Source organism: Salinicola sp. LHM (assembly GCF_034479735.1).
Taxonomy (GTDB): domain Bacteria; phylum Pseudomonadota; class Gammaproteobacteria; order Pseudomonadales; family Halomonadaceae; genus Salinicola; species Salinicola salarius.
This window is the reverse complement of the sequence record NZ_CP140261.1, coordinates 3,535,520-3,561,003: the sequence shown is the minus strand read 5'-3', so window position 1 is coordinate 3,561,003 and position 25,484 is coordinate 3,535,520. Positions and strand designations below refer to the sequence as shown.

General features: G+C 64.1%; 18 protein-coding genes. 16 read left to right on the top strand and 2 right to left on the bottom strand.

Annotated features, from left to right (window positions below):
• Positions 1 to 28 precede the first annotated feature (28 nt).
• Both R5R73_RS16185 and R5R73_RS16180 read left to right on the top strand, forming a co-directional pair.
• On the top strand, positions 29 to 1,186 hold the full coding sequence (locus R5R73_RS16185) for an ABC transporter permease (protein ID WP_322528043.1): 1,158 nt from the start codon (positions 29 to 31) through the stop codon (positions 1,184 to 1,186).
• A gap of 59 nt (positions 1,187 to 1,245) precedes the next feature.
• Complete coding sequence (locus R5R73_RS16180) at positions 1,246 to 2,202, top strand: D-ribose ABC transporter substrate-binding protein (protein WP_322528042.1); 957 nt, start codon at positions 1,246 to 1,248, stop codon at positions 2,200 to 2,202.
• A gap of 73 nt (positions 2,203 to 2,275) precedes the next feature.
• Here R5R73_RS16180 and R5R73_RS16175 read toward each other — a convergent pair whose 3' ends face one another.
• Positions 2,276 to 3,079: a DeoR/GlpR family DNA-binding transcription regulator gene (locus tag R5R73_RS16175; RefSeq protein WP_322528041.1), complete on the bottom strand. Its 804-nt coding sequence runs from the start codon at positions 3,077 to 3,079 to the stop codon at positions 2,276 to 2,278.
• Positions 3,080 to 3,148: 69 nt separating this feature from the next.
• A complete protein-coding gene (locus tag R5R73_RS16170; RefSeq protein WP_322528040.1) occupies positions 3,149 to 4,255 on the bottom strand; it encodes an alcohol dehydrogenase catalytic domain-containing protein in 1,107 nt (368 codons plus the stop codon).
• A gap of 292 nt (positions 4,256 to 4,547) precedes the next feature.
• Between R5R73_RS16170 and R5R73_RS16165 the strand changes: the two genes are divergently transcribed.
• The 14 genes from R5R73_RS16165 (at position 4,548) to selB (ending at position 25,480) form a co-directional block, all read left to right on the top strand.
• Positions 4,548 to 6,110, top strand: coding sequence for an FGGY-family carbohydrate kinase (locus tag R5R73_RS16165; protein WP_322528039.1), 1,563 nt, complete (start codon positions 4,548 to 4,550; stop codon positions 6,108 to 6,110).
• A complete protein-coding gene (locus tag R5R73_RS16160; protein ID WP_322528038.1) occupies positions 6,107 to 7,876 on the top strand; it encodes a glycerol-3-phosphate dehydrogenase/oxidase in 1,770 nt (589 codons plus the stop codon). Before R5R73_RS16165 ends, R5R73_RS16160 begins: the two co-directional genes overlap by 4 nt.
• A complete protein-coding gene (locus R5R73_RS16155; protein ID WP_322528037.1) occupies positions 7,873 to 8,679 on the top strand; it encodes a hypothetical protein in 807 nt (268 codons plus the stop codon). The genes R5R73_RS16160 and R5R73_RS16155 overlap by 4 nt, the downstream gene beginning before the upstream one ends.
• 231 nt (positions 8,680 to 8,910) lie before the next feature.
• A complete protein-coding gene (gene metK / locus R5R73_RS16150; RefSeq protein WP_322528036.1) occupies positions 8,911 to 10,131 on the top strand; it encodes a methionine adenosyltransferase in 1,221 nt (406 codons plus the stop codon).
• 237 nt (positions 10,132 to 10,368) lie between these two features.
• Positions 10,369 to 11,616: a sodium:proton antiporter gene (locus tag R5R73_RS16145; RefSeq protein WP_322528035.1), complete on the top strand. Its 1,248-nt coding sequence runs from the start codon at positions 10,369 to 10,371 to the stop codon at positions 11,614 to 11,616.
• A gap of 125 nt (positions 11,617 to 11,741) precedes the next feature.
• Positions 11,742 to 13,103, top strand: coding sequence for a TAXI family TRAP transporter solute-binding subunit (locus tag R5R73_RS16140; protein ID WP_322528034.1), 1,362 nt, complete (start codon positions 11,742 to 11,744; stop codon positions 13,101 to 13,103).
• A 44-nt stretch (positions 13,104 to 13,147) separates the two neighbouring features.
• Positions 13,148 to 13,642, top strand: a complete 495-nt coding sequence (locus R5R73_RS16135) for a DUF1850 domain-containing protein (RefSeq protein ID WP_110636876.1) — start codon at positions 13,148 to 13,150, stop codon at positions 13,640 to 13,642.
• Between the two features lie 24 nt (positions 13,643 to 13,666).
• Positions 13,667 to 15,856, top strand: coding sequence for a TRAP transporter permease (locus R5R73_RS16130; protein WP_322528033.1), 2,190 nt, complete (start codon positions 13,667 to 13,669; stop codon positions 15,854 to 15,856).
• A gap of 243 nt (positions 15,857 to 16,099) precedes the next feature.
• Positions 16,100 to 19,174 carry a formate dehydrogenase-N subunit alpha gene (gene fdnG / locus R5R73_RS16125; RefSeq protein ID WP_277354976.1) on the top strand — a complete coding sequence of 1,025 codons (3,075 nt, stop codon included), beginning with the start codon at positions 16,100 to 16,102 and terminating at the stop codon, positions 19,172 to 19,174.
• A 9-nt stretch (positions 19,175 to 19,183) separates the two neighbouring features.
• A complete protein-coding gene (gene fdxH / locus R5R73_RS16120) occupies positions 19,184 to 20,122 on the top strand; it encodes a formate dehydrogenase subunit beta (RefSeq protein WP_110636885.1) in 939 nt (312 codons plus the stop codon).
• Positions 20,119 to 20,766, top strand: coding sequence for a formate dehydrogenase subunit gamma (locus tag R5R73_RS16115; protein WP_071231415.1), 648 nt, complete (start codon positions 20,119 to 20,121; stop codon positions 20,764 to 20,766). Before fdxH ends, R5R73_RS16115 begins: the two co-directional genes overlap by 4 nt.
• A complete protein-coding gene (gene fdhE / locus R5R73_RS16110; protein WP_322528032.1) occupies positions 20,750 to 21,712 on the top strand; it encodes a formate dehydrogenase accessory protein FdhE in 963 nt (320 codons plus the stop codon). The genes R5R73_RS16115 and fdhE overlap by 17 nt, the downstream gene beginning before the upstream one ends.
• A 304-nt stretch (positions 21,713 to 22,016) precedes the next feature.
• Complete coding sequence (gene selA, locus R5R73_RS16105; protein ID WP_322528031.1) at positions 22,017 to 23,477, top strand: L-seryl-tRNA(Sec) selenium transferase; 1,461 nt, start codon at positions 22,017 to 22,019, stop codon at positions 23,475 to 23,477.
• Positions 23,474 to 25,480 carry a selenocysteine-specific translation elongation factor gene (gene selB / locus R5R73_RS16100; protein ID WP_322528030.1) on the top strand — a complete coding sequence of 669 codons (2,007 nt, stop codon included), beginning with the start codon at positions 23,474 to 23,476 and terminating at the stop codon, positions 25,478 to 25,480. Before selA ends, selB begins: the two co-directional genes overlap by 4 nt.
• Positions 25,481 to 25,484: the final 4 nt, after the last annotated feature.

Genomic DNA, 25,484 nt, shown 5'->3' with positions numbered 1-25,484 from the left:
AGCGCCTTTCCTCGAATGGAGTTTTGACATGTCCAAACACAGCCAAGCGGCAGAGCGCCAACGCGGTGGCTTCGACCTGGGTCGATTGCTGCTGGAAGGGCGCGCCTTCTTCGCCCTGATCGCGATCATCATCATCTTTTCGGCGCTATCGCCGGTCTATTTCTCGACCAACAACTTCCTGACGATGTCGTCCCACGTGGCGATCTTCGGGCTGCTGTCCATCGGCATGCTGCTGGTGATCCTGACCGGCGGCATCGACCTGTCCGTGGGCTCGACCCTGGGCCTGGCGGGAGTCGTGGCCGGCTTCCTGATGCAGGGCGTGACCTTCGACATGTTCGGCGTGACGCTCTATCCGCCGGTGTGGGTCGTGGTCATTCTCACCTGCGCGCTGGGCGCGTTCGTCGGTGCCATCAACGGCGTGCTGATCGCCTACTTCAAGGTGCCGGCCTTCGTCGCCACCCTGGGGCTGCTCTATGTCGCTCGCGGCGTGGCACTGCTGATGACCGACGGTCTGACCTACAACAATCTCGGCGGCAGCCCGGAGCTGGGCAACACCGGCTTCGACTGGCTTGGCTTCAACCGGCTGTTTGGCGTGCCGGTGGGCGTACTGATTCTGGCGGCGGTTGCGGTCGTCACCATTCTGGCGCTGGCGCGGACTCCGTTCGGTCGCTGGGTCTACTCGACCGGGGGCAACGCGCGGGCGGCCGAGCTCTCCGGCGTGCCGGTCAAGCGAGTGCAGGTCTCGGTCTACGTGCTCTCTGGCATCTGCGCGGCGATCGCCGGGCTGGTGCTTTCTTCTCAGTTGACCTCCGCCGGCCCCACCGCCGGTACCACCTATGAGCTGACCGCCATCGCTGGCGTGGTGATCGGCGGTGCCGCATTGACCGGCGGCCGCGGCAACGTGCGCGGCACCCTGCTCGGCGCTTTCGTGATCGGGTTCCTGTCCGATGGTCTCGTCATCATTGGCGTCTCTTCCTACTGGCAGACCGTTTTCACCGGCGCGGTGATCGTGCTGGCGGTCCTGCTCAACAGCATTCAGTACAGCGGGCGCAAGAAACGCGCGACCCAGTCGTCCGAGCCCGAATCGCCGCCCGCTTCGCCCACGTCTCCATCCTCGAGCGACGACGCATCCCGCGCGACGCCCGGGGCGGAAAGTAGCGCCGGCAAGCCGGCAACGCAGCATTAACCCGTACGTGTCGATCGACACGGGTTAGAAACACAACCGCAAAAGAAGGGTGATCCATCATGTTCAAGACAGGAAAACGCCTGCTGATCGCAGCCCTCGCCGTCAGTGCGCCGTTGCTCGCCGGAAGCGCCATGGCGCAGGACAAGGGGCTGATCTCGATCATCGTCAACGATACCTCCAACCCCTACTGGTTCACCGAGGGCAAGATTGCCCGCGAGACCGCCGAGGAGCTGGGGTACGAAGCCAACGTCAGCGCTCACAAGGGGGATACCAACGCCGAAAGCCGCCAGATCGACACCGCGATCACCAATCAGGCCAAGGCGATCATTCTCGATCCCGCCAACGCCGATGGCTCTGTCGGGGCGGTGCGCAAGGCCGTCGAAGCCGGCATCCCGGTCTTTCTGGTCAACGCCGAAATCAACGAGCAGGGGCTGGCCAAGGCGCAGCTGGTTTCCAACAACGCTCAGGGGGCAGCGCTGGGCGCGCAGCAGTGGGTGCAGACGGTCGGTGACTCGGCCAATTACGTCGAGTTGAAGGGCGCGCCGTCCGACAACAACGCCGCGACTCGCTCCAACGGCTATGAAACCGTACTGAGTCAGTACCCGGATCTCAACAAGGTCGGTGAAGATGTTGCCAACTGGGATCGCACCCAGGGCTTCAACAAGATGCAAAGTCTGCTGCAGGCCAACCCGGATATCCAGGGGGTGATCAGCGGCAACGACGAGATGGCGCTGGGCGCGATCGCTGCCCTCAAGGAAGCCGGCAGGCTGGACGACGTGGTGGTCGGCGGCTTCGATGGCTCGCCCGATGCGGTCGAGGCAGTCAAGTCCGGCGAACTGGCGTACACCGTGCTGCAGCCGGTAGCGATCTTCTCCAAGGCGGCCGTGCAGATGGCGGACAAGTTCATTACCACCGGGGAAACCGGTGTGCAGGGCGAGAAGCACCTGTTCGATTGCCTGCTGATCACTCCAGACAACGTCGACCAGTACACGTCGCCGTTCGTGCTCCAGCAGTAAGACGCGAAACCGTTCGTCGATTCACCGCCGCGGGCTTTGGCTCGCGGCGCTTTTTTGTTTGTTGGGCGTGGGATCAGAGCTTGGTCAGACGGTAGCAAATGCCGGCGTCGTCCAACGCCTGGCGATGCTCGTCGGCAAGCCCCGAGTCGATCAGGATCAGTTCGAACTCGCTCAGGTCGGCGAGGCGGTGGAGCGCGCTACTGCCGAACTTGGCGCTGTGAATCAGCAGAATGCGCCGCTCGGCCGCGGCCATCAGGGCGCGCTTGATCTGGGTCACGGCCGGGTCCTGAACGTAGGCCATCGTGCCAAGGATGGCCGATGCGGAAAGCACCGCAACGTTGGCGCGCAGATTGGCGAGCGTCTGCTCGCACAGCAGGCCGAAGGTGGCATTGAAGCGCGGCTGGTAGTCCCCTCCCAGGGTGATCAGCTTGATGCCGGCCGCAGTCTTGAGCCGGTCGATGCTCTCCAGGCCGTTGGTGATCACCGTCAGCGGCTCGCGGGCGGGCAGCAACGATGCCAGTTCGCTGGCGGTGGTGGAGTCATCCAGCATCACCGCTTCGCCGGGGGCGATCTCCTCCAGCGCCGCGCGGGCCAGCGCCTGCTTCTCCCGGGTCGCGATGTGCGAGCGCAACGCGAAATTGCTTTCGAACACGCTCGACGAGCGGGTGGTGACGCCGCCGTGCTGCTTGTTGACCATGCCCTGTTCGGCAAGCGTGTCGAGATCGCGGTGTACTGTCATGCGGCTGACGCCGAACCGTTCGGCCAGCTCGTCGACCTGGGCCGAGCCGGCTTGGATGAGGTAGTCCAGCATCGCCTGTCGGCGCGCCGAGGCGCCCTTGATCGCAGGTTGCGGCGCCTGGGTTCCGAACGAGGTCATGGCTCTCCCGTGGTGTGAGAAATGAGAGGCGTAGTCTACCGCGACGCAGCGATTCGATGGCGCTCCCCGTCAGCTCTCGCTGGCGGTGAGCACGACCTTGATCGAATCGCGCCGGGCGGCGATCTCGAAGCCGCGTTCGAACTCGGCCAGCGGAACGTGGTGCGTCACGATGCCACGAGTCGTCACCAGGCCCCGGGCCAGCAGGTCGATCGCGACCGGATAGGTGTGCGGTGAAAGGTGCGAGCCGCGAATATCCAGTTCCTTGCGGTCGCCGATGGTCGACCAGTCGACGGTGGTGGGCTCCTTGAACACGCTGAATTCGACGAAGCGCCCCAGTTTGCGCAAGGCTTCCAGCCCCTGGATCACGCCGCTCGATGAACCCGTGGCGTCGATATAGACCTCGCAGCCGTAGCCGCCGGTGAGCGCGCGGATCTCCTTGGCGATATCGTCGCGGTGCGGGTTGAAGCCGTGATCGGCGCCGTAGTCGCGGGCCAGCGCCAGGCGATCGTCATGGGTATCGACCAGAATCAGCTGTCTGGGCGTCTTGAGTCTGGCGAGCTGCACCATGGCCAGGCCGATCGGCCCGCCGCCGGCGATCACCACGGTATCGTCGAACTGGATGTCGGCACGATTGACGGCATGGATGCCGCAGGCCAGCGGCTCGAGGAAGGCGGCGTCCTCGACGCTCAGGCGCGGATCGACCGGATGCAGCACCGCGTTGGCCGGCACGCGCAGATATTCCGCCATGCCGCCGTCGGCGACACCGCCCTGGAAGCCGAAGATGTTGTGCACCTCGCACATCCAGTAGTGGCCGCGCTGGCAGTAGAAGCACTGCCGGCAGGGCAGGATCTGCTCCGGCACTACGCGCATGCCGAGTTCGACGTCGAAATGCTCGGCGGCGCCTTCACCGAGCGCGACCACTTCGCCGGCGAATTCGTGGCCGATGATCATCGGTGGCTTGACCCAGGGCGGGAAGCGTTCACCGTCGCCCCAGTACATGGCGGCGCCATCGCGGCACTTCAGATCGCTCGAACAGATCCCGCAGGCCTGGATCTTGAGGATCAGCTCTCGCGGACCGGGCCGGGGCGTCGCCACACTCTCCAGGCGGTAGTCGCCGGGGCCGCGGCAGACCACGGCTTGCATGCTATCGGGAAGTGACGCTCGAGAATCGGACATTGGATACTCCGGCGCTAGATTGGATGGGCATGAAACGAATAACGAAGGAATAGAGAAGAAATAACATCAAAAAGTGACATGTTGCCGTATGACTTTGGTCTTGGATAAGTTCCCTGTCCGGCCGGTAATGGTTAATTGCTTGATTAATATATTTTTATTTAATGTAAGAAAGAGGGTTAACACTAACGTCTAACGACTTTTCGTCACAGAATAATGTTAGAAATACCCCCCAGTGGCGCTCATGCAAGCCACTACCGAATGATTCGGCGAAGGCGATAGCAGGGAGGCAGCCATGTCACGCGGTTATCTGCTGGGGCTCGATGGCGGCTCCAGTTCCACCAAGGCGGTGATCTTCGATACCGAGGGCAACGTCATGGGTGTCGGGCGGGAGGCGTGCCGTCTCGAACACCCTCAGGCGCACTGGGTCGAGCGTGACATGAACGCCGCCTGGGCGAGCGCGACAGCGGCGATACGCGGTGCCCTGGCAGCGGCCGAGCTGGACGGTGACGAAATCCTGGCGGTCGGTGTCACCGGTCATGGTGACGGGCTTTACCCGATTGACGGGAAGGGTGAGCCGCTTGGCCGGGCGATCACCTCACTGGATAGCCGCGCGGCGGGTATGGTGGAGCGCTGGTGCCGGGAGGGTGTCCGTGATGAAGCGCTGGCGCGGATCGGGCAGACACCTTTCGCCTTCTCGCCGGTAACCTTGCTGGCATGGATGCAGGATCACCAGCCGGAACGGTTCGCCGCGCTCGGCCATGTGCTGACCTGCAAGGACTGGCTGCGTTTCAAGCTGACCGGCACGGTAGCGACCGACTTCACCGAGTCGAGTACCGGCTATACCGACGTCGAGACCCAGCGCTACAGCCGTGACGCGCTGTCGATGCTGGGGATCGATGGCGCCTTCGAGGCGCTGCCGGAGGTGCGCATGTCCGACGAGATCGCCGGGCACGTCTGCGAGGCGGCGGCCCGCGAGACCGGATTGAAAGCGGGGACTCCCGTGGCGACAGGGCTTCACGATGTCACGGCCAGTGCGGTGGGCCTGGGCAATATCGAGTCGGACACCCTGACCATTGCAGCCGGCACCTTCAGCATCAACGAAGTCTTCTCCGATGCGCCGAAGCCCGATCCGCGCTGGGCGACCCGCAACGGCCTGCGCCCGGGCCAGTGGCTCAACATGGCGATTTCACCGGCGTCGTCGAGCAATTTCGAATGGTTTCATCGTCAGTGGGGCCGGGCCGGGGATGGCGGCGCCGGGGCCTTTCTCGCCGATATGGAGTCGGCGCTGGACGAGGCGTTCCGGAGCCCGTCGCGCCTGGTCTATCACCCTTTTCTTTACGGTTCTCCCTACGACGAACCTGCCAGCGCGGGGCTGTTCGGCCTGCAGGGCTGGCATGGTCGCGGCCACGTGCTGCGCGCGATTCTCGAAGGCGTGGTGTTCAACCATCGTGTCCATGTCGATGCGCTGGCGTCGACCTTCGCCATCGATCGCATCCGTATCACCGGCGGCGGTAGCCACTCGCCGCGGCTGGCCCAGCTATTCGCCGATTCTCTCGGTCGGCCGCTGGAAACCTCGCGCATCCAGGAGGCGGCGGCCTGGGGCGCGGCGATCTGCGCGGGCGTCGCGGCCGGTGCGTTCTCGTCGATCGACACCGCCACGCGGCTGTGCGAGGTCGACCACCGCTACGTGCCGGATACCCATCGCCAGGCCGAGTGTCAGCAAGGCTTCGAACGTTACCAGCGACTGGTCGAGTGTCTGCGCCCGCTGTGGGCGATGCTCGATGCCGACGCCTCGTCGCCAGCGGCGTCAGACGCTGAATCCGAATCCAGGCCGATGGCGGGAGCCACCCGATGACGGAATCTCTGAATCCACCCCCGCTGACTCGCCAGCAGACGCTGGAACGCCTGCGGGCCGATCATTCGGTCTCGGTGCTGATCATCGGCGCCGGCATCAACGGTGCCGGGCTGTTTCGCGATCTGGCGCTGCAGGGTGTCGATACCCTGATCGTCGACAAGCAGGATTTCTGTGCCGGGGCCAGTGCCGCACCTTCGCGGTTGATCCATGGCGGCCTCAAGTATCTGGAGACCGGCGAGTTCCGGCTGGTGGCGCAGTCGACCCGGGAGCGCAACCTGCTGTTGCGCAACGCGCCGCACGTGGTGCATCCGCTGCGTACGGCGATGCCCACGCACAGCTGGTGGGGCGGCATCTGGCCGTCGATCCAGCGCTTCTTTCGACGTCCGGCGAAGATCGACGACCGCGGCATCCTGATCAGCGAAGTGGGACTGACGCTCTACGATTTCTTCGGACGTCACTTTCGCAGTATGCCCCGCCATTCGGTGATGCTGGGACGCAAGGTGCATCGGTCGCTGCCGGATATTCGACGCGACGTGCGGGCGCTGCATACCTATTACGACGCGGCGATCAGCCAGGCGGAGCGGCTCGGGTACGAGCTGATCGACGACGGCTGCCGAACCCATCGCGGGGCGATGGCGCTGAACCACGTCAACCTCGTCGGCGCCGATGGCGAAGCGGTCATGTTCGAGGACGAAAAGGGCGGCGCGTTCACGGTGAAGCCGCAACTCATCATCAACGCCGGTGGCGCCTGGATCGATGAGATCAACCGCCAGCTGGGGCGGGAAACGCGGCATATCGGCGGCACCAAGGGTGGGCATCTGATCGTCGACGTGCCGGCCATCCGGCGCCAGCTCGACGGGCGCATGATCTACTTCGGCACGCCGGACGGGCGTATCTGTCTGATCTACCCGTTCATGAACCACGTGCTGGTCGGGGCGACGGACATTCGCTGCACCGATCCGGACCAGGCCGTCTGCGACGATGACGAACGCGATTACATGCTCGAGGCGGTACGCTATCTGTTTCCCGGCGTGGCGATCGGACCGGAGCAAGTGCGCTATCGCTACAGCGGGGTGCGCCCGCTGCCGCGCAGCGATGCCGCCGATCCGGGCCAGATCAGCCGCGATCACGCCATTGTCGAGGATCGTATACACGACTGGCCGGTGCTGTCGCTGGTGGGCGGCAAGTGGACCACCTTCCGTGGCTTTGCCGAGGAGGTGGCGGATGATGTGCTCGCCAGGCTCGGTCGGCGCCGCGAGATCGATACCCGGCAGCTGGCGATCGGCGGGGGGCGGGATTATCCCCGCGATACCGCGTCGCGCGAGGCGTGGCTTTCCCGCGTGACGGCGCTCTGCGAGGGCGACCGGCAGTGGGCGATCACGCTGCTGGATCGCTACGGTACGCGGGGCGAAGCGGTGGGGAGGCACTGCGCGAGAATGAGCGCCGAGGGCGTGAATCGGCAGCGTCCGCTCGCCTCGCTTGCCGATTATCGGGTGGGGGAGATCGATTTCGTCTGTCGCTTCGAGCGCGTCGAACATCTGGCCGACGTGCTGTTCCGGCGTCTGCCCATCGCGCTCTCCGGCCAGCTCGACAGCGCGGTGATCGACGAGGTCGCGACCCTGTGCGGCGCGGCGCTCGGCTGGGCCGAGACACGCCGCCGCGAGGAGGTGGACGCGGTGTACGAGATCGCGACACGCCAGCATGGCGTTGCGCTCACATCCGGGCAGGAAAGCCCGACAATCTCGACTCAGGAGAGCACGTCATGACGACCGTCTTTTCTTCCAGTGGGTTACGTGTCGGGCGGCTGTTTCGTCGCGACACCGGCCTGAGCTGTATGGTGGCTTTCGACCGCACTCTGCTGGCGGGGCCGGTGGAACATGCCATCGATGCGCGCCGAGCCTGCGAGGCTATCGTCGCGGCCGGGCCGGAGGCGGTGCTGCTGTCGCCGGGTGTGCTCAAGTCCTGCGGCGACCTGTTTGCCGATAATCGGGCGCCCAGGGTCGTGCTGCGGATCGACTACCCGATGGTGGGCGACTTCACCCTGGCGGGAGAGGAGCATCACCGCATGATCGCAACGCCGGCCCAGGCGCAGGCGATGGGTGCGGATGCCGTGGTGATGTGTCTGATCTCCGGTTACGACGACCCCAGGCGAGAAGCCGACAATCTCGAAGCGGTGGCGGAGGCCGCCCGCCAGTGCGAGGTGATCGGGCTGCCGCTGATCGTCGAAGCGGTGGTGTGGGGGCATCGTGAGAAAGGGCTTGAAGACGGGCGTCTCGATGGCGAGCGGATTGCGCGGGTCGCGAGGATCGCCGCGGAGCTGGGAGCGGACCTGGTCAAGGCGCAGTTCACCGGCGAGGCCGAGGACATGCGCGCGCTGGCCGACAGCTGCCCGGTTCCGGTGCTGGTGCTGGGCGGGGCGGCAATGAACGACGACGAGGCCCTGGCAAGCTTCACCCGCAATGCACTGGATAACGGCGCGCGGGGCGTGATCTTCGGGCGCAATGCCTGGCAGCGGGAGAACGCCACGGCGGGTATCGAGCAACTGATCGAGATCGTGCACGGTACGTAGAGCGTCCATACGTAAAGCGTCCGATAGTGCCGATCAATCGGCGGCTTAGGTGGCAAAGAATAGGCAGCTAGCTATTCTGTGTGTAGACTTTTATGCCCTGCCCCGGCGCCTTGGGGACAGTGATGTCGTGCGTCGTTTTCATCCGTCCTTCCGACCGGCGGCGCTGCGTGTTTTGTCAGGCGGGTCGTGACCGCGAGCCGCAACCAGTGAACGAAGGGATCCCCGTACGCCATGAGCGAATACTCTCTGTTTACCTCCGAATCCGTGTCCGAAGGTCACCCGGACAAGATCGCCGATCAGATTTCCGATGCCGTCCTCGATGCCATTATCGCCCGGGACAAGCAGGCTCGCGTGGCCTGCGAGACGTTGGTGAAGACTGGTGTCGCCATCGTCGCCGGCGAGATCTCCACCACCGCCTGGGTCGATCTGGAAGAGCTGGTGCGCAAGGTGATCATCGATATCGGCTACACCTCCTCGGAAGTCGGTTTCGATGGCGAAACCTGCGGCGTGATCAATCTGATCGGCAAGCAGAGCGTTGATATCGCCCAGGGCGTCGATCGCAGCAAGCCCGAAGACCAGGGCGCGGGCGATCAGGGGCTGATGTTCGGCTATGCCACCAACGAGACCGACTCGTTCATGCCGGCGCCGATCCACTATTCGCATCGTCTCGTCGAACGTCAGGCGGAACTGCGCAAGAACGGCACGCTCTCCTGGCTGCGTCCCGATGCCAAGAGCCAGATCACCTTCACTTATGATGAAAACGGCAAGCCCAATGGCGTCGATGCCGTGGTGCTGTCGACCCAGCACGACCCGGATATCTCCCAGGAAGACCTGCGCAAGGCGGTAGAGGATCTGATCATCCGTGACGTGCTGCCGGCAGAGTGGATTCACGACAAGACCCGGTTCCACATCAATCCGACCGGCAAGTTCGTGATCGGTGGCCCGGTAGGGGATTGCGGCCTGACCGGACGCAAGATCATCGTCGACACCTACGGTGGCATGGCGCGCCACGGTGGCGGGGCATTTTCCGGCAAGGATCCGTCCAAGGTCGACCGCAGTGCCGCCTACGCCGGGCGTTACGTGGCCAAGAACATCGTCGCTGCCGGCCTCGCCGACAAGTGCGAGATCCAGGTTTCCTACGCCATCGGCGTCGCCGAGCCGACTTCAGTCTCGATCAACACATTCGGCACCGCCAAGGTCAGCGAGGCCAAGATCATCGAGCTGGTGCGCGAGCACTTCGATCTGCGCCCTCATGCCATCACCCGCATGCTCGATCTGCTCCATCCGATGTATCAGCTGACGGCCTCCTATGGTCACTTCGGACGCGAGCCGTTCGAACACAGCTACACCTGGACCGACGTCAACGGCGAGATCCAGACCGAAACCTTCACCGCTTTCCCCTGGGAAAAGACGGACAAGGCCGAGACGCTGAAGGCCGCTGCCGGCCTGTGATCGTGGATGCATCGACTCGATCGATGCGCTAGATCGGTCAAAAGACCCGACTGGTCAGTAACGCAAAGCGGACCCGCCATCACGGGTCCGCTTTTTTGGTTGCTCGCTTTTCCAACGAATTGCCGTCGGGATAAACCCGCATCATGGCTGCCATCGTCATGAGCCACTATCGTTACGGTATGGGGCAGGACGCCTATCGATCATTCGCCACGGCTGGCGGCGACAGGAAAGGATGCCATGCTGGAAATCGCAGCACTCTTCATCACGATCACCGCGCTGTTCGCGTGGTTCAACTACCGCTTCATCAAGCTGCCGGCGACGATCGGCGTGATGTTCATCTCGCTGATGGCTTCGTTGCTGCTGATCGCCCTGAGTCACCTCGGATTCGACGCGATTACCGATTGGGCCGAAGCCTGGCTGGGGCAGATCAACTTCAATGCGCTGTTAATGGACGGCATGCTGTCGTTCCTGCTGTTCGCCGGCGCGCTGCATGTCGATTTCCATAAGCTGAAGCGCTATCGCTATTCGATCAGCTTTCTTGCCACCATTGGCGTGGTGATCTCGACCGTGGCCATCGGCAGCGCCGCCTGGTGGCTCTTCGCTACCTTCCATATCGCGGTGCCCTATCTCTACTGCCTGGTCTTCGGGGCACTGATCTCGCCGACGGACCCGATTGCAGTGCTCGGCATCATGCGCAGCGCCGGCGCACCCGAGGACATGGAGATCAAGATCGTCGGTGAATCCCTGTTCAACGACGGCGTCGCGGTGGTGGTCTTCACCATGATGCTGGGGGCGGCGACCGCGACCGAAGCGCTGACGGTCACGCATTCCGCGATGCTGTTTCTGGAAGAGGCCGGCGGTGGCATTCTGCTCGGGCTGGCGATGGGCTACATCGCCTACCGGATGATGAAGAGCATCGATCAGTATCAGATCGAGGTGCTGGTCAGCCTGGCGCTGGTGCTGGGCGGTTATACGCTGGCGACGCATCTGCACGTCTCGGGGCCGATCTCGATGGTCATCGCCGGGCTGTTCATCGGCAACCGCGGCCGCGAGCACGCCATGTCGGACACCACGCGCCGCTATGTCGACGGCTTCTGGGAGCTGATCGACGAGATCCTCAACGCGGTGCTGTTCGTGCTGATCGGCCTCGAGCTGCTGCTGATTCCCTTCGAGTGGTCGTATCTGATCGTTGCCGCGCCAATCATCGGCGTGATTCTGGTGACCCGGCTGATCACCATCGGCCTGCCCATGATGATGCTGAAACACTGGATCCACTATCGTCCCGGGACCACGCGGGTGCTCACCTGGGGCGGACTGCGGGGCGGAATCTCGGTGGCGCTGGCGCTGGGCCTGCCCGAGAGCGATTACCGCAACACCATCGTGATGGTGACCTATCTCATCGTGCTGTTCTCGATTCTGGTGCAAGGTCTGACCATTGGGGGGCTGGTTCAGCGAGTCTTATCGCAAGAGGCCGACAAGTCTTAGACTTTGGTCGTGCATGACGGTTCGGGCATGGTATCGCCGCCGGGCGTTCCTTACTCTTGGGACCATCATGGTGTGTACATTTTTCGGCCGGACAGGCCGATGACAATCAAATGACGGGGTGAAACATGAAGTTACGTACAGGAATGCTGATCGCCGCGCTGGGGCTTTCCAGCACGCTGCTGGTCGGTTGCGGTGACGACAGTGATGAGCAGAAGAAGCAGGCTGACGAGAACCAGCAGACGTCTCAGGAGTCGTCGACGTCTCAGTATGCTGGCGGAACGTCGGATTCTGACGAGGCCGAGTCGACCAGCGACAACGGCCAGTCTGGCGGCGAAGACAACCAGCAGGCAGCGGCCGGTGGCGGCGAGCCGGTCAATCTGATCTTCGGCACCGGCGGTACCGGCGGCAGCTATTATCCGATCGGCGGCGCGCTCAAGAGCGTGTTCGAGGAGAGCGATCTGGTCGATGGCGTACAGGTCGTTTCCACTGGTGCCTCCGTGCAGAACATCAACAACATCACCGACGGTCTGAACCAGGTCGCCATCGTGATGAGCGACGTGGCCTACGATGCGGTCAAGGGTCAGAACCAGTTCGAAGGCCAGGCCGCCGATATCCAGGCCATTGCTGGTCTCTATCCCAACGTGGTTCAGGTCGTCGCGACGGCCGACAGCGATATCCAGAGCATCGCCGATCTGAAAGGCAAGCGCGTCGGCGTCGGCAAGGTCGGCTCCGGGGTCGAGCAGAGCGCGGCCAAGGTGCTGGAGTCCGCCGGTCTGAGCTACGACGACCTGGCCCAGGTCAGCCACACAGGTTATGCCGACAGCGTGACCGAAATGAGCAATGGCAATCTGGATGCCGCGTTCTTCACGTCCGGCGTGCCCAACTCCAGCATCACCGGGCTGATGCAGAGCACCGACGTGACCTTCGTGCCGGTCAGTGGTGACGTTGCCTCCACGCTGCTGGAAAAGTATCCGTACTACGAGAATTACGAAATTCCGGCCGGCGCACCGGAGCGCTATGACCTGGGCGATGCCGTAAATACCGTGGCGATCCGCAATATCATGATCGTGCCGTCCTCCATGCGTGACGATGTCGCCGAGGATCTGGCCAAGCGCTTCCATGACTATCTGGAATCCGGCAACGTCTCCGTCGGCGCGCTCAAGCAGTTCGATCCCGCTACCATGGACAAGAACCTGGTCGTTCCGGTCCATCCGGGAGCCAAGGCTTTCTACGAGACGCTATCGTCTTCCGAGAGCACGGCCACTGATGGCGGCGATGTGACCAATGCTGGTGATGATAGCGATCTGTCGGAAGAGACCACTTCCATGCCGGCCAATGAGCAGGCAGCCACGACCGAAGCCGATGGCGCAGAGGCCGATCCTGCCAAGCAGACCAGCGCCGAGACGCCTGAAGACAACGCTCAGCCTACCGAAGGCAGCGATACCAGTGGTGGCGACAACGCTCAGGACAAAGAACCGCAATCCTGAGCAGATGCGCTCGCGTGTCCCGCAAGCCATGACACGTCCTGGCGATGCGTAAAATCTGGCTGAGTATTGCAGCGGTGGTGGTCCTGGTGATCGCCACCGCTGCGTATCCGCTACCGTGGCTGGTCATTCGTGACGGGCCGCAGTGGCGGTTCGCTTTTCCGGGGTGGGAAGGGACGACCTTCACGCTGCGCTGGATGCATTCGGTCGAGAAGGAAGACTGGGAAGAGTGGTTCGCGGTGACCGAGGGCGATGCCATCGAAATCACCGGAACGCGATTCAAGACCTTCGGTGCCGGTGTACCATCCCATGCCGGCAACGAGACCCATCTCGAAAATGGCTGGGTGGTGATGACCGGGATCGATCGTGTGGTCGATCCGCTGGCGGTACAGGCGGCGGTGGAAGAACACTACCGCCTGATATTTGCCGGCCATGTCATTCCCCTGTCGCGTGGCGATCCGCCGCCGATTTTGACCTTTTCCATACTCAGGGTGCCCTTGTGGCAAGTGCTGCCGGCACTGGTGCGGCCCTGGTTGTCATAGATTCCTGCGTGGCGAGGAAGACATATGTCCGAACAGAAGAACACGATCTCCACCGATGGGCCGGAAGATCCGTCGGTCAAGGAGGCGCTGGAGAAATTCGATCGCGAGAGCCTGGTACGGGACAGGCTGCCGCGCGCGGTGGTCCGGTTCGTCATGGCGGTATCGGTGCTGCTGGCGCTGTTTCACCTCTACACTTCGTTTTCGGGGCCACTGGTCGATGTCGCGCAGCGCAGCATCCACCTCTATACTTTGCTGGGCCTGGCCTTCATTCTCTATCCGCTGACCCGCAAGGGCGCCCGGGATCGCGTGCCTTGGGGCGATGCCATCGTGGCGTTGATCGCCTTCGGGATCGGCGTCTACATGCTGATGGTGTCGGACCGGGTCATCGCTTCGGCAGGGCGCATCAATAATGTCGACATGGTCGTCGGCCTCGTGGCGATTCTGCTGGTACTCGATGCGACCCGGCGCGTCACCGGCTGGGGGCTGACCATCCTGGCGGCCTTGTTCCTGATCTACGGCTTCTATGCCAAGCTCTCTTTCTATCCGCAGTTGAACGAGGCGATCGTGCTCGCCACCTGCAAGCAGATCGTCTCGCACCTGGTCTATATCACCGAGGGGCTGCTGGGGACGGCGATCGGGGTTTCGGCGAGTTACATCATCCTGTTCATTCTGTTCGGCGCCTTTCTCGGCAAGTCCGGACTGGGACAACTGTTCAACGATCTGGCGCTGGCGATCGCCGGGCATACCCGCGGTGGGCCAGCCAAGGTGGCGGTCATCGCCAGCGGCTTCCTGGGCTCGATCAATGGTTCTGCCATCGCCAACGTGGTGACGACGGGTGCCTTCACCATTCCGCTGATGAAGAAGACCGGCTACAAGCCGAACTTTGCCGGCGCGGTGGAAGCGGCCGCCAGCGTCGGCGGACAGATCCTGCCACCCATCATGGGAGCGGCGGCGTTCATCATGGCCGAGGTGCTGGCCGTTCCTTATACCCAGGTCATTCTGGCCGGCATCATCCCGGCACTGCTGTTCTATCTCGGGGTGCTGTTCCAGGTGCATCTGCGCGCCATGCGCAACGGGCTGGAAGGCATTCCTCGTTCCCAGTTGACCCCGCTCAAGGAGGTCATGCTCAAGCGAGGCCACCTGCTGATACCGATGGCCGTGCTGCTGTGGTTGCTGTTCGAGGGGCGGGCGCCGTTCTTCGCGGCGTTCTGGTCGATTGCGGCGACGGTACTGATCTGCGGCACGCGCCGCGTCACCATCGGGCTCAGCCTGGTCCTGGCGCTGTTGATCTTCGAGCCGCAGCTGCGAGCGCTGATTGGCGGCCATGCGATGCCCAACTTCCCGGCCAGCCGCTGGATGCTGTTCGTGATCATTGCGATCCCGGTAGCGGTCAACGCGATGCGCGCCAGGCTGGGCATGGTGGCGGAGAAGATGGATGTCGCCGATTGTCGCGATGCCATGCACGACGGGGTGCGTAACGCGATTCCCGTGGCGGTGGCATGTGGCGCGGTGGGCATCATCGTGGGGATCGCCACGTTGACCGGTATTGCGCTGGAGGCAGCGGACGCGGTGGTGACGCTGGGCCAGCAGATACCGATTCCGATGATCCAGCTGCTGGTCACGCTGTTCTTGACCATGATCGCGTCGATCGTGCTCGGCATGGGGCTGCCCAGCATTCCGACCTATATCATCACCAGCACCATGGCCGCGCCGATTCTGCTCAACCTGCCGATGTTCCGCGAGCTGGCCGGCAGCAACGAGACGGCGATCTTCGTGGCGCACATGTTCGTGTTCTACTTCGGGCTGTTCGCCAACCTGACGCCGCCGGTGGCCCTGGCCGCCTACGCCGGTGCCGGCATCAGCGGCGGGTCGCCCAACGCGACCGGCTTCCAGGCGATGAAACTGGCGATCGCCGGCTTCGTGGTGCCGTACATGTTCGTGTTCGCGCACAGCATGCTGATGATCGACGCGACGCTATGGAACACGCTGTGGGTCATCGTGACCGGAGTGGTCGGCGTGCTGCTGCTGGCCGTCGCGGTCGAGGGCTATCTGCGGCGACCGCTCAATCCGTTCTGGCGGATACTGGCGGCGATCGGCGCGTTGGCGTTGATCTTCCCGGGGATGACCAGCGATATCGTCGGCGCGGTCATTACGGTCGTGCTGTTCCTGCTGGCCAAGGCGAAATCGGAGACCACGCCGGCCCGCACGGCATAGCGTCCCGAGCCTTCGGGCCTTGATGACGCCCGCTCTCCTTGCGAGGAGAGCGGGCGTTTTTTCGTTCGGGGCCACGAGTCGGGGTCGCGACATCGGGGTGGCATCGGCGCCGTCACGTTCGGGTATGGTCATGAGCGACGATTTGTCTAGAGTTCACGGCAGCATCCGTCGCCGATGTTTGATATAAGATAATCAAGGCACCCGTCGGTAGAGGTGCCGGTTAATGACCGATGAGGATGATACATGTCGATCAATGTCACTCGGCGCCAGTTTTTCAAACTGGGCGGGGCGGGATTGGCGAGCTCGAGCCTGGCGATGATGGGGTTTGCCCCCGAACCTGCCGAAGCCTCGATTCGCCAGTTCAAGCTGACCCATGCCAAAGAGACGCGCAATACCTGCACCTACTGCTCGGTGGGTTGCGGTATTCTGATTTACAGCAAGGGCGATGGTGCCAAGAACGTCGAACAGAACGTCTTCCATATCGAAGGCGATCCGGACCACCCGGTCTCGCGGGGTTCGCTCTGCCCGAAAGGCGCCGGCCTGCTCGACTTCGTTCACAGCAAGGGACGTCTCGAATATCCGCAGGTGCGTGAAGCGGGCACCAGCGAATGGAAGCGGATCAGCTGGGACGAGGCGCTGACCCGAATCGCCCGGCACATGAAGGACGATCGCGACGCCAACTTCGTCCAGCGCACGGCACACGGCGAGACGGTCAACCACTGGACGACGACCGGATTCCTGGCGGCGTCGGGTTCTTCCAACGAAGCCGGCTACATCACCCACAAGGTGGTGCGCAATCTCGGCATGGTGGCGTTCGACAACCAGGCGCGCGTCTGACACGGACCGACGGTGGCAGGTCTTGCCCCAACATTCGGTCGCGGTGCCATGACCAATCACTGGGTCGACATCCGCAATGCCAATCTGATTCTCTCGATGGGCGGCAACTCTGCCGAAGCACACCCCGTGGGCTTCCGCTGGGTTACCGAGGCCATCGAACATAACAAGGCCGAGTTGATCACGATCGACCCGCGCTTCACCCGTACCGGCGCCGTGGCGCAGGACAAGGCGTTCATCCGTACCGGCACCGATATCGCGTTTCTAGGCGGCCTGATCAGCTATCTGATCGAGACCGACCAGATTCAGCACGAGTACGTGTTGAACTACACCGACGCGGCGTTGATCGTTCGCGAAGGGTATGGTTTCGAGGATGGCCTGTTCTCGGGCTATGACGAGTCGACGCGCAGCTACGACAAGCAGTCGTGGATGTACGAGATGGGCGACGACGGTTTTGTCCGTCGCGACGAAACGTTGCAGGACCCGCGCTGCGTCTACCAGCTGCTGCGTGAACACTACGCGCGTTATACCCCGGCCATGGTCTCGAGCATTACCGGTATCGCGGTCGAGAACATCCAGCGCATCTGGAAGAAGATCGCGGCGATGGCGGTCCCCGACAAGACCATGACCATCCTCTACGCGCTGGGGTGGACGCAGCACTCGATCGGCTCCCAGATCATCCGTACGGCCGCGATGGTGCAGCTGTTGCTGGGCAACATGGGCATGCCGGGTGGCGGCGTCAACGCGTTGCGCGGGCATTCCAACATTCAGGGGCTGACCGATCTGGGCCTGCTTTCCCAGTTGCTGCCGGGCTACATGACGCTGGCCAACGCCAAGGAGCAGGATTACCGCGCCTATATCGACAAGCGCACCAAGCAGCCCACCGTCGAAGGCCAGGTTTCCTACTGGAAGAACTACGAGAAATTCCATGTCAGCCTGATGAAGGCGTGGTACGGCGATGCCGCCAACGAAGCCAACAACTGGTGCTTCGACTGGCTGCCCAAGCTCGAGCGGCCGCTCTACGACATTCTCGATACGTTCGAGCGCATGTCCAAGGGCGAGCTCAACGGCTACTTCTGCCAGGGGTTCAACCCGTTGGCGTCGTTCCCCAACCGGGCCAAGGTGACCAAGGCGCTCTCTTCCCTGAAGTATCTGGTGGTGATGGATCCGCTCAACACCGAGACCAGCGAATTCTGGAAGAATTACGGCGAGTACAACGATGTCGACTCCAGCCGGATCGACACCGAGGTGTTCCGCCTGCCGACCTGTTGCTTCGCCGAGGACGAGGGATCGATCGTCAACAGCGCCCGCTGGCTGCAGTGGCACTGGTCCGCGGCACCGCCGCCGGGAGACGCGCGACCGGATACCCGCATCATGGGCGAGCTGTTCCTCAAGCTGAAGCAGCTCTATCAGGAGGAAGGCGGCGTATTCCCGGACCCGATCCTCAATCTGACCTGGGATTACCGGATTCCGGCCGATCCGAAGGCGGACGAACTGGCACGCGAGTTCAACGGGCGCGCGCTGGAGGATCTTACCGACGAGCAGGGCAACGTGACCCGGCGCGCCGGTGAGCAGCTGGCCGGTTTCGCCGAGCTGACCGCCGACGGGCGCACCGCGGCGGGCTGCTGGATATTCACTGGCTGCTGGACCGAAGCCGGCAACCAGATGGCAAACCGCGACAACTCGGACCCCTACGGCACCGGCAATACGCTGGGCTGGGCATGGGCCTGGCCGATGAACCGGCGAATCCTTTACAACCGGGCCAGCGCGGACGTCCAGGGACGCCCCTGGGGGGCTGACAAGGCGTTCATCTGGTGGGACAGCGAGCAGGGCGCCTGGGTCGGCGCGGACGTGCCGGACTTCCCGACCAATTCGCCGCCATCGCAGGGGCAGATGCCGTTCATCATGCAGCCGGAAGGCGTCGGTCACCTGTTCGCCGGGCAGAGCATGGTCGATGGCCCGTTCCCCGAGCACTACGAGCCGTTCGAATCGCCGGTGCCCCAGAACCTGCTGCATCCGGGCAAGGAGAAGGCGCGCAACAACCCGGCCGCGCGCATCTTCGAGGAGGATCGCGAGGCGCTGGGCACGCCCGAGGAGTTCCCGCACGCGGCGACGACCTATCGTCTCACCGAGCACTTCCACTTCTGGACCAAGCATGCCGAGCTCAATGCCGTCGTGCAGCCGCAGCAGTTCGTCGAGATCGGCGAGGCGCTGGCCGACGAGATCGGCATCGCGGCGGGCGACTGGGTGAAGGTCTCCTCCAAGCGGGGCTTCATCAAGGCCGTGGCGGTGGTGACCAAGCGCCTGCGCCCGATGACGATCGGCGACAAGCAGGTTCACCATGTGGGGATTCCGCTGCACTGGGGATTCACCGGGGTGGCCAAGAAGGGCTATCTGGTCAATGCCCTGACGCCGTTCGTCGGCGATGCCAACACCCAGACACCGGAATACAAGTCGTTCACCGTCCGCGTCGAGAAGGCTTGAGGAGCGTATATGGACAATTCCCAGAACATTATCGCCCGCTCCGCCACCACGACGACGCCCCCGCAGGTCCGGGGGCATGTCGACGAGGTCGCCAAGCTGATCGATGTCTCCAAGTGCATCGGTTGCAAGGCGTGTCAGGTGGCGTGCATGGAGTGGAACGACCTGCGCGACGATGTCGGCGAGTGCCACGGCACCTATGACAACCCTACCGACCTGACCTCGGAATCCTGGACCGTGATGCGGTTCAGCGAGTACGAGACGCAGGAGGGCAACCTCGAATGGCTGATCCGCAAGGATGGCTGCATGCATTGCGCCGAACCGGGCTGTCTGAAGGCTTGCCCGGCCCCCGGGGCGATCGTGCAGTACGCCAACGGCATCGTCGACTTCGACTCCAACCACTGTATCGGCTGCGGCTACTGCATCACCGGGTGCCCGTTCGATATCCCGCGAATCTCGCCCAAGGATCAGAAGTCCTACAAGTGCACCCTCTGTTCCGACCGAGTCAACGCGGGAATGGAGCCGGCGTGCGTCAAGACCTGCCCGACCAACTGCATCGAGTTCGGCACCAAGGAGGACATGCTGGCGCGGGCGGAGAAGCGGGTGGGCGATCTCAAGGAGCTCGGCTTCCGCGACGCGGGTATCTATGATCCGGCCGGGGTCGGCGGCACGCATGTCATGTACGTGCTGCATCACGCCAATGATCCCAATCGCTACAGCGGGTTGCCCAAGGATCCGCGCATCTCGCCGCTGGTTGGGGCGTGGAAGGGCGCGACCAAGCCGATCATGTCGGCGATCATCGGTATCACTGCGTTCGCTGGCGTGATCCATTACATGACCAAGGGGCCGAAGGAGGAGCCGGAGGAGCACGCGGGGCATGGACAGGATGACGCGCCACCGCCTCATTCGCTCGGCTACGATGCCACCCGTCCGCGGGGAGAAGACCGATGAAGATGCCACGCGATCGTCTGATTCGTTATTCGCCGCTGGATCGCGCCAACCATTGGACCATGGCGATGGTCTTCGTGCTGTTGGCGCTCTCCGGACTGGCGTTCTTCCATCCGGCCTTCTTCTTCCTCAGCCATACGCTGGGCGGGCCGGTCTGGGCGCGGATCCTGCATCCGTTTCTCGGGGTGGTGCTGGTGCTGCTGTTCTACGCCATGGCGGCGCGGCACGTGCGGCGCAACCTGCTCGGCGAGAACGATGTCCAGTGGGTGCGCCAGATCGGCGACGTGCTCGACAACCGCGACGAGAAGCTGCCGCCTATCGGCAAGTACAACCCGGGCCAGAAGCTGGTCTACTGGGCCCTGGTAGTGTCGATCGCGGTACTGCTGATCAGCGGCGTGATCATGTGGCGGCCCTGGTTCGCCGGCTATTTCCCGATCCCGCTGATCCGCTTCGCCAGCCTGCTCCACGCCGTGTCAGCATTCGTGGCCATCGTCACCATCGTGGTTCACGTCTATGCGGCCATCTGGGTCAAGGGCTCGATTCGTTCCATGACCCGAGGCTGGGTGACCCGCGCCTGGGCGCGCCATCACCACGGCCTGTGGGCCCGCGAACAAGAGGAGGCGCAGCACCGTGAGCAGCAACCCTGACAACGAAAGCGAGCCGGCTGGCGCCGGCGCGCACGCCTTTGGCCAGGCGCCCCCGTCACCGGGGGCGCCACCCATGGTCGGTCTGCCCTCGCGCAAGCTGTTTGCCGAGCGCGCCCGGCGGCTGCGTCAGCTGGCCGAGCGTGTACCGGCGATGGCGGCCTACCTGCAGTTCATGGCAATGGTGGTCGAGGCGCAGCACCGAATCGTTCAGCAGTCGCGTCCGGCGTTGACGAGCGGGGCGGAGCTGGCGATGCGTCATGGCATTCCACCCTTGTCGATCGACGGCCTGTGGCGGGACATGTCGTGGCACGACGATCTCGAGGCGTTGCTGGAGGAACTCGACGCGCAGGTGGTGGAACCGCAGCGAGGCTGGTTCGAGGCGTTGCGCCGGCTTCCGCAGACGGAGCGTGCCGAGCTGGCCCACGCCATGCTCGAGGGCCGGCCGCTGTCGCTGGAGCAGCGTGCCATGGCACCGCTGATGGGCGCCGCGCTGCAAGTCGCCTGGACGCGTCAGGCGCGGATGCTGCCCGCCACGCCGCCCAGACCGGCAGGCGTGACCAGCGGCCTGTGCCCGTGCTGCGGGGCTCCTGCCGTCGGCAGTCTGATCCAGATCGGCATGGCGCGTTCCCGGGTGCGCTACCTGCAGTGTGGCCTGTGTGCCAGCGAGTGGTACGCCGAGCGCGCCAAGTGCGCACAGTGCGGTGACAGCAAGACACTGGACTACAGCGGGCTCGAGGACGAGCAGGGCGAGCGGGTATTGCCGATTCAGGCCGAGACCTGCGATCACTGCCACAGCTATCTGAAACGGGTCAATCGCGAATGGGAGGCGGACGCCGACCCACTGGCCGATGACCTGGCCAGCCTGGCCCTGGACATGATGATTGCCGATCGGGATCTGGCAAGGCGCGCATTCAACCCCCTGCTGGTGCTGGGAGAGCCGGCCTAAGCTTCGAGCTTCGAGCTTCGAGCTTCGAGCTTCGAGCTTCGAGCTTCGAGCTTCGAGCTTCGAGCTTCGAGCTTCGAGCTTCGAGCTTCGAGCTTCGAGCTTCGAGCTTCGAGAAAGGGATTGCGAACTTCGCGAGCTGACGGGATTGTCTTCGCGGCTCACGGCTCACGGCTCACGGCTCACGGCTCACGGCTCACGGCTCACGGCTCACGGCTCGCGGCTCGCGGCTCGCGGCTCGTGGCTTGTATTGGCGCCAGCTCGACGATTAAATCGAGGTCCCAAAATCAGCGACCTCGAGCCACTCATGCCCGACACGATCGCCTCATCGATGGATATCCGACGCCAGTTGCCGGGAGTGACGACACTGCTCGAGCATCCCGAACTCCAGCCGTGGCGGCAGCGCCACGGTGATCGGCTGTTGATACGCGCCATTCGCGAGACGCTGGCGCTCTTTCGCCAGCGTCTGAGCGATGGCGCGGCGACCTCCAAGCATGTCACCGGGCCGGCCGATGGCTGGCCCGGTGACTCAGGATTGGTCGATGCGATCACGGCCAGACTCCAACGTCTGGTGCTGCCCAACATGCGGTCGGTCTTCAACCTGACCGGCACCGTCATACACACCAATCTGGGGCGTTCGCCGCTTTCCGAGGCGGCCATCGAGGCGGTGGTCCAGGCTGCCCGCCATCCGGTCGCGCTCGAATACGATCTGGAACAGGGACGGCGTGGTGATCGCGACCGTCTGGTGGAGTCGCTGCTGATCGAATTGACCGGCGCCGAAGCGGCAACGGTCGTCAACAACAATGCCGCTGCCGTGCTCCTGGCACTCTCAGCCCTTGGGGCCGGCCGCGAGGCGGTGATTTCGCGTGGCGAAATGATCGAGATCGGCGGCGCGTTTCGGATACCGGACGTGATGTCCGCCGCCGGCTGCCGGCTGGTCGAGGTCGGCGCCACCAATCGTACCCACGCGCGGGATTTTCGCCAGGCGCTCGGCGACGACAGCGGGCTGATCGTCAAAGCGCATACGTCCAACTACGCGATTACCGGGTTTACCAGCAGCGTGCCGGAACATGAGCTCGCCGCCATCGCCCACGATCACGGCATTCCGTTCATGGTCGATCTGGGCAGCGGCGCACTGACCGATTTTCGCGCCTTGGGCCTGCCTCATGAGTCCCTCCCGGCGGAGGCGATCGCGGCCGGTGCCGACCTGGTGACCTTCAGCGGTGACAAGCTGCTCGGCGGCCCGCAGGCGGGCATCGTCGTCGGCAGGCGCGAGCTGATTGCCAGGCTCAAGCAGCATCCGCTCAAGCGGGCGCTGCGCTGCGACAAGCTCACGCTGGCGGCCCTGGAAGCCACGCTCCGCTGCTACCGGGACAGCGATTCTCCGGCACTCGCCTTGCCGGCGCTGGCGATGCTCTCCCGTGACCTCGACGCGATCGTCGAGCAGGGAAAGAGATTGCAGCCAACGCTCGAGGCGGCGCTCGACGGACTCGCCGGGGTGAGCTGCGAGGATTGTCGCAGTCAGCTCGGCAGCGGATCGTTGCCGGTCGACCGTCTCGATAGCCGCGCTCTGGTGCTGCGTTGCCGGAGCGGTCGCGAGCTATCCCGGCTCGAGCGCGCGCTGCGCACCTTGGCGCGTCCGGTGATCGGGCGTGTGCATGATGGCGCGCTGTGGCTGGATCTGCGCTGCCTGGCGACTGAGGCGGACGAACGGCAGTTCGTCGAGCAGCTCGGCGACATTCGGCAGCGATGTAGTGAGCTGGCATGATCATCGGCACGGCGGGTCACGTCGACCATGGCAAGACGGCGCTGGTTCACGGTCTGACCGGCATCGCTACCGACCGCCTGAAGGAAGAGCGCGCGCGCGGGCTGACCATCGAGGCCGGCTACGCCTATCCCGAATCGCCTCCGGCGTTCGCCGGCGCCACGCTGGGCTTCATCGATGTGCCCGGTCACGAGCGCTTCATCGCCAACATGCTCTCCGGCGCCGTCGGCATCCAGGCGATGCTGCTGGTGGTCGCCGCCGATGACGGCATCATGCCCCAGACCGTCGAGCATGCCCGCATTCTGGAGCTGCTGGGAGTGACGCGGGCCTGGGTGGCGCTGACCAAGATCGATCGTGTCGAGCCGGCGCGCGTGGCCCAGGTGACGCAGGAGCTGCAGCGCTGGCTGGCCGGCACGGTCTTCGCCGATGCGCCGGTATTTCCGCTTTCCAACACGTCCGGAGAGGGCGTCGAGGCGCTCGGGCAGACGCTTTGGACGGCAGCGGCCGATGTGTCGAGAGACAATGTGTCGAAAGACAATGTGTCGAGAGACGGTGCGGCCTTGAGCGAACCTTCGGCGGCGCTGGCCGGTGCGGGCCGTTTCCGGCTCGCCATCGACCGCGTCTTCGTCAAGCGTGGCGCCGGCGTGGTGGTGACCGGCACGGTGCGCAGCGGACGGATAGCGAGTGGCGACAGAGTACGGCTGCTGCCCTCGGGCCTGACCGCACGCGTGCGAGGACTGCGTTGCCAGAATCGCGACACGGCATCCGCGAGCCGTGGAGAGCGCTGTGCCATCAATCTCAGCGGCGCCGATATCGAGTCCGGACGTCTCGCGCGGGGGGACTGGGTGGTCGCCGAGGCTTCCCGGGTCACCGATCGTCACCGGCTCGACGTGGTGCTGCGCGCGCTGCCCGAGTCGCCGCCGATCAAGCACTGGGCCCCGGTTCATCTGCATCACGGCAGTGCCCACGTCACCGGACGGATCTCGCTGCTGGAAGGGGAGACCCTGGCGTCTGGGGCGTCGATGCTTGCCCAACTGGTGCTCGAGTCCCCACTCCAGGCGGCGCATGGTGACCGGATCGTGGTGCGCGATCACGGCGCCAGCCAGACGCTGGGAGGCGCCAGCGTGCTCGATGTCGCGCCGCCTCGAAGGGGCGCGCGAAAGCCGGAACGTCTCGCCTGGCTGCGCCAGTTGCGCGAATACCTGCCGGATGCCTGCGGCCATCAGGACAGCAGTGCTTTCTGGCAGCGGCCGATGACCGACGGGACCGGTATCGATCTGTCTGCGCTGTCGGACAATCTCGACCGGGAAACGAGCGAACTCGAGCGTAGTGCAACGCTTGCCGGCTGGTGGGTCGTTGCCGGTCAGGGAAGCAGTCATGCGCTCCCCGAGATGACGCAGCAGATGCTCTATCACAAGGCGCTGGACCGGCTGGCGCAACTGCACGAACTCGAACCGGCGATGCGCGGCGTCGATATCGATCGCCTTCGCCGGATGGTAGCGCCCCAACTGCCGGCCAATCTGTTTCGGCCACTACTGGAACGCTGGAAAACGGGTGGCGAGATCGTGCAGTATGGTCCGTTTGTGGCCCTGGCCTCCCACGAGGCTTCGCTGTCGCCGGAAGAGGCCCGGCGCTGGCAGCAGGTTCGCCCGCTGCTGGAGGCCTCGCCTTACGATCCGCCGCGTGTGCGGGATATCGCCCAGCAGTTCGGCTGGGAGGAAGGCGAGGTGCGGCGTCTGCTGAGAAGCTGTGCGCTGCTCGGAAGCGTCTACCAGCTGCGCCACGATCATTTCTTCCTGACGCCCCATGTCGCCGAGCTGGCTGGCGTGATTCGCGAGCTGGATAGCGAGGCGTCGCCCGGGGCGAAGGCGGCGGATTTTCGGGATCGGGTCGGCTGCGGGCGGAAACTGGCGGTGTCGATTCTCGAGTTTTTCGATCGAATCGGCTTCACGCGGCGAATCGGGGATAGTCACAAAGTGATCCGGGAGGATATGCTATTCGAATGACGGG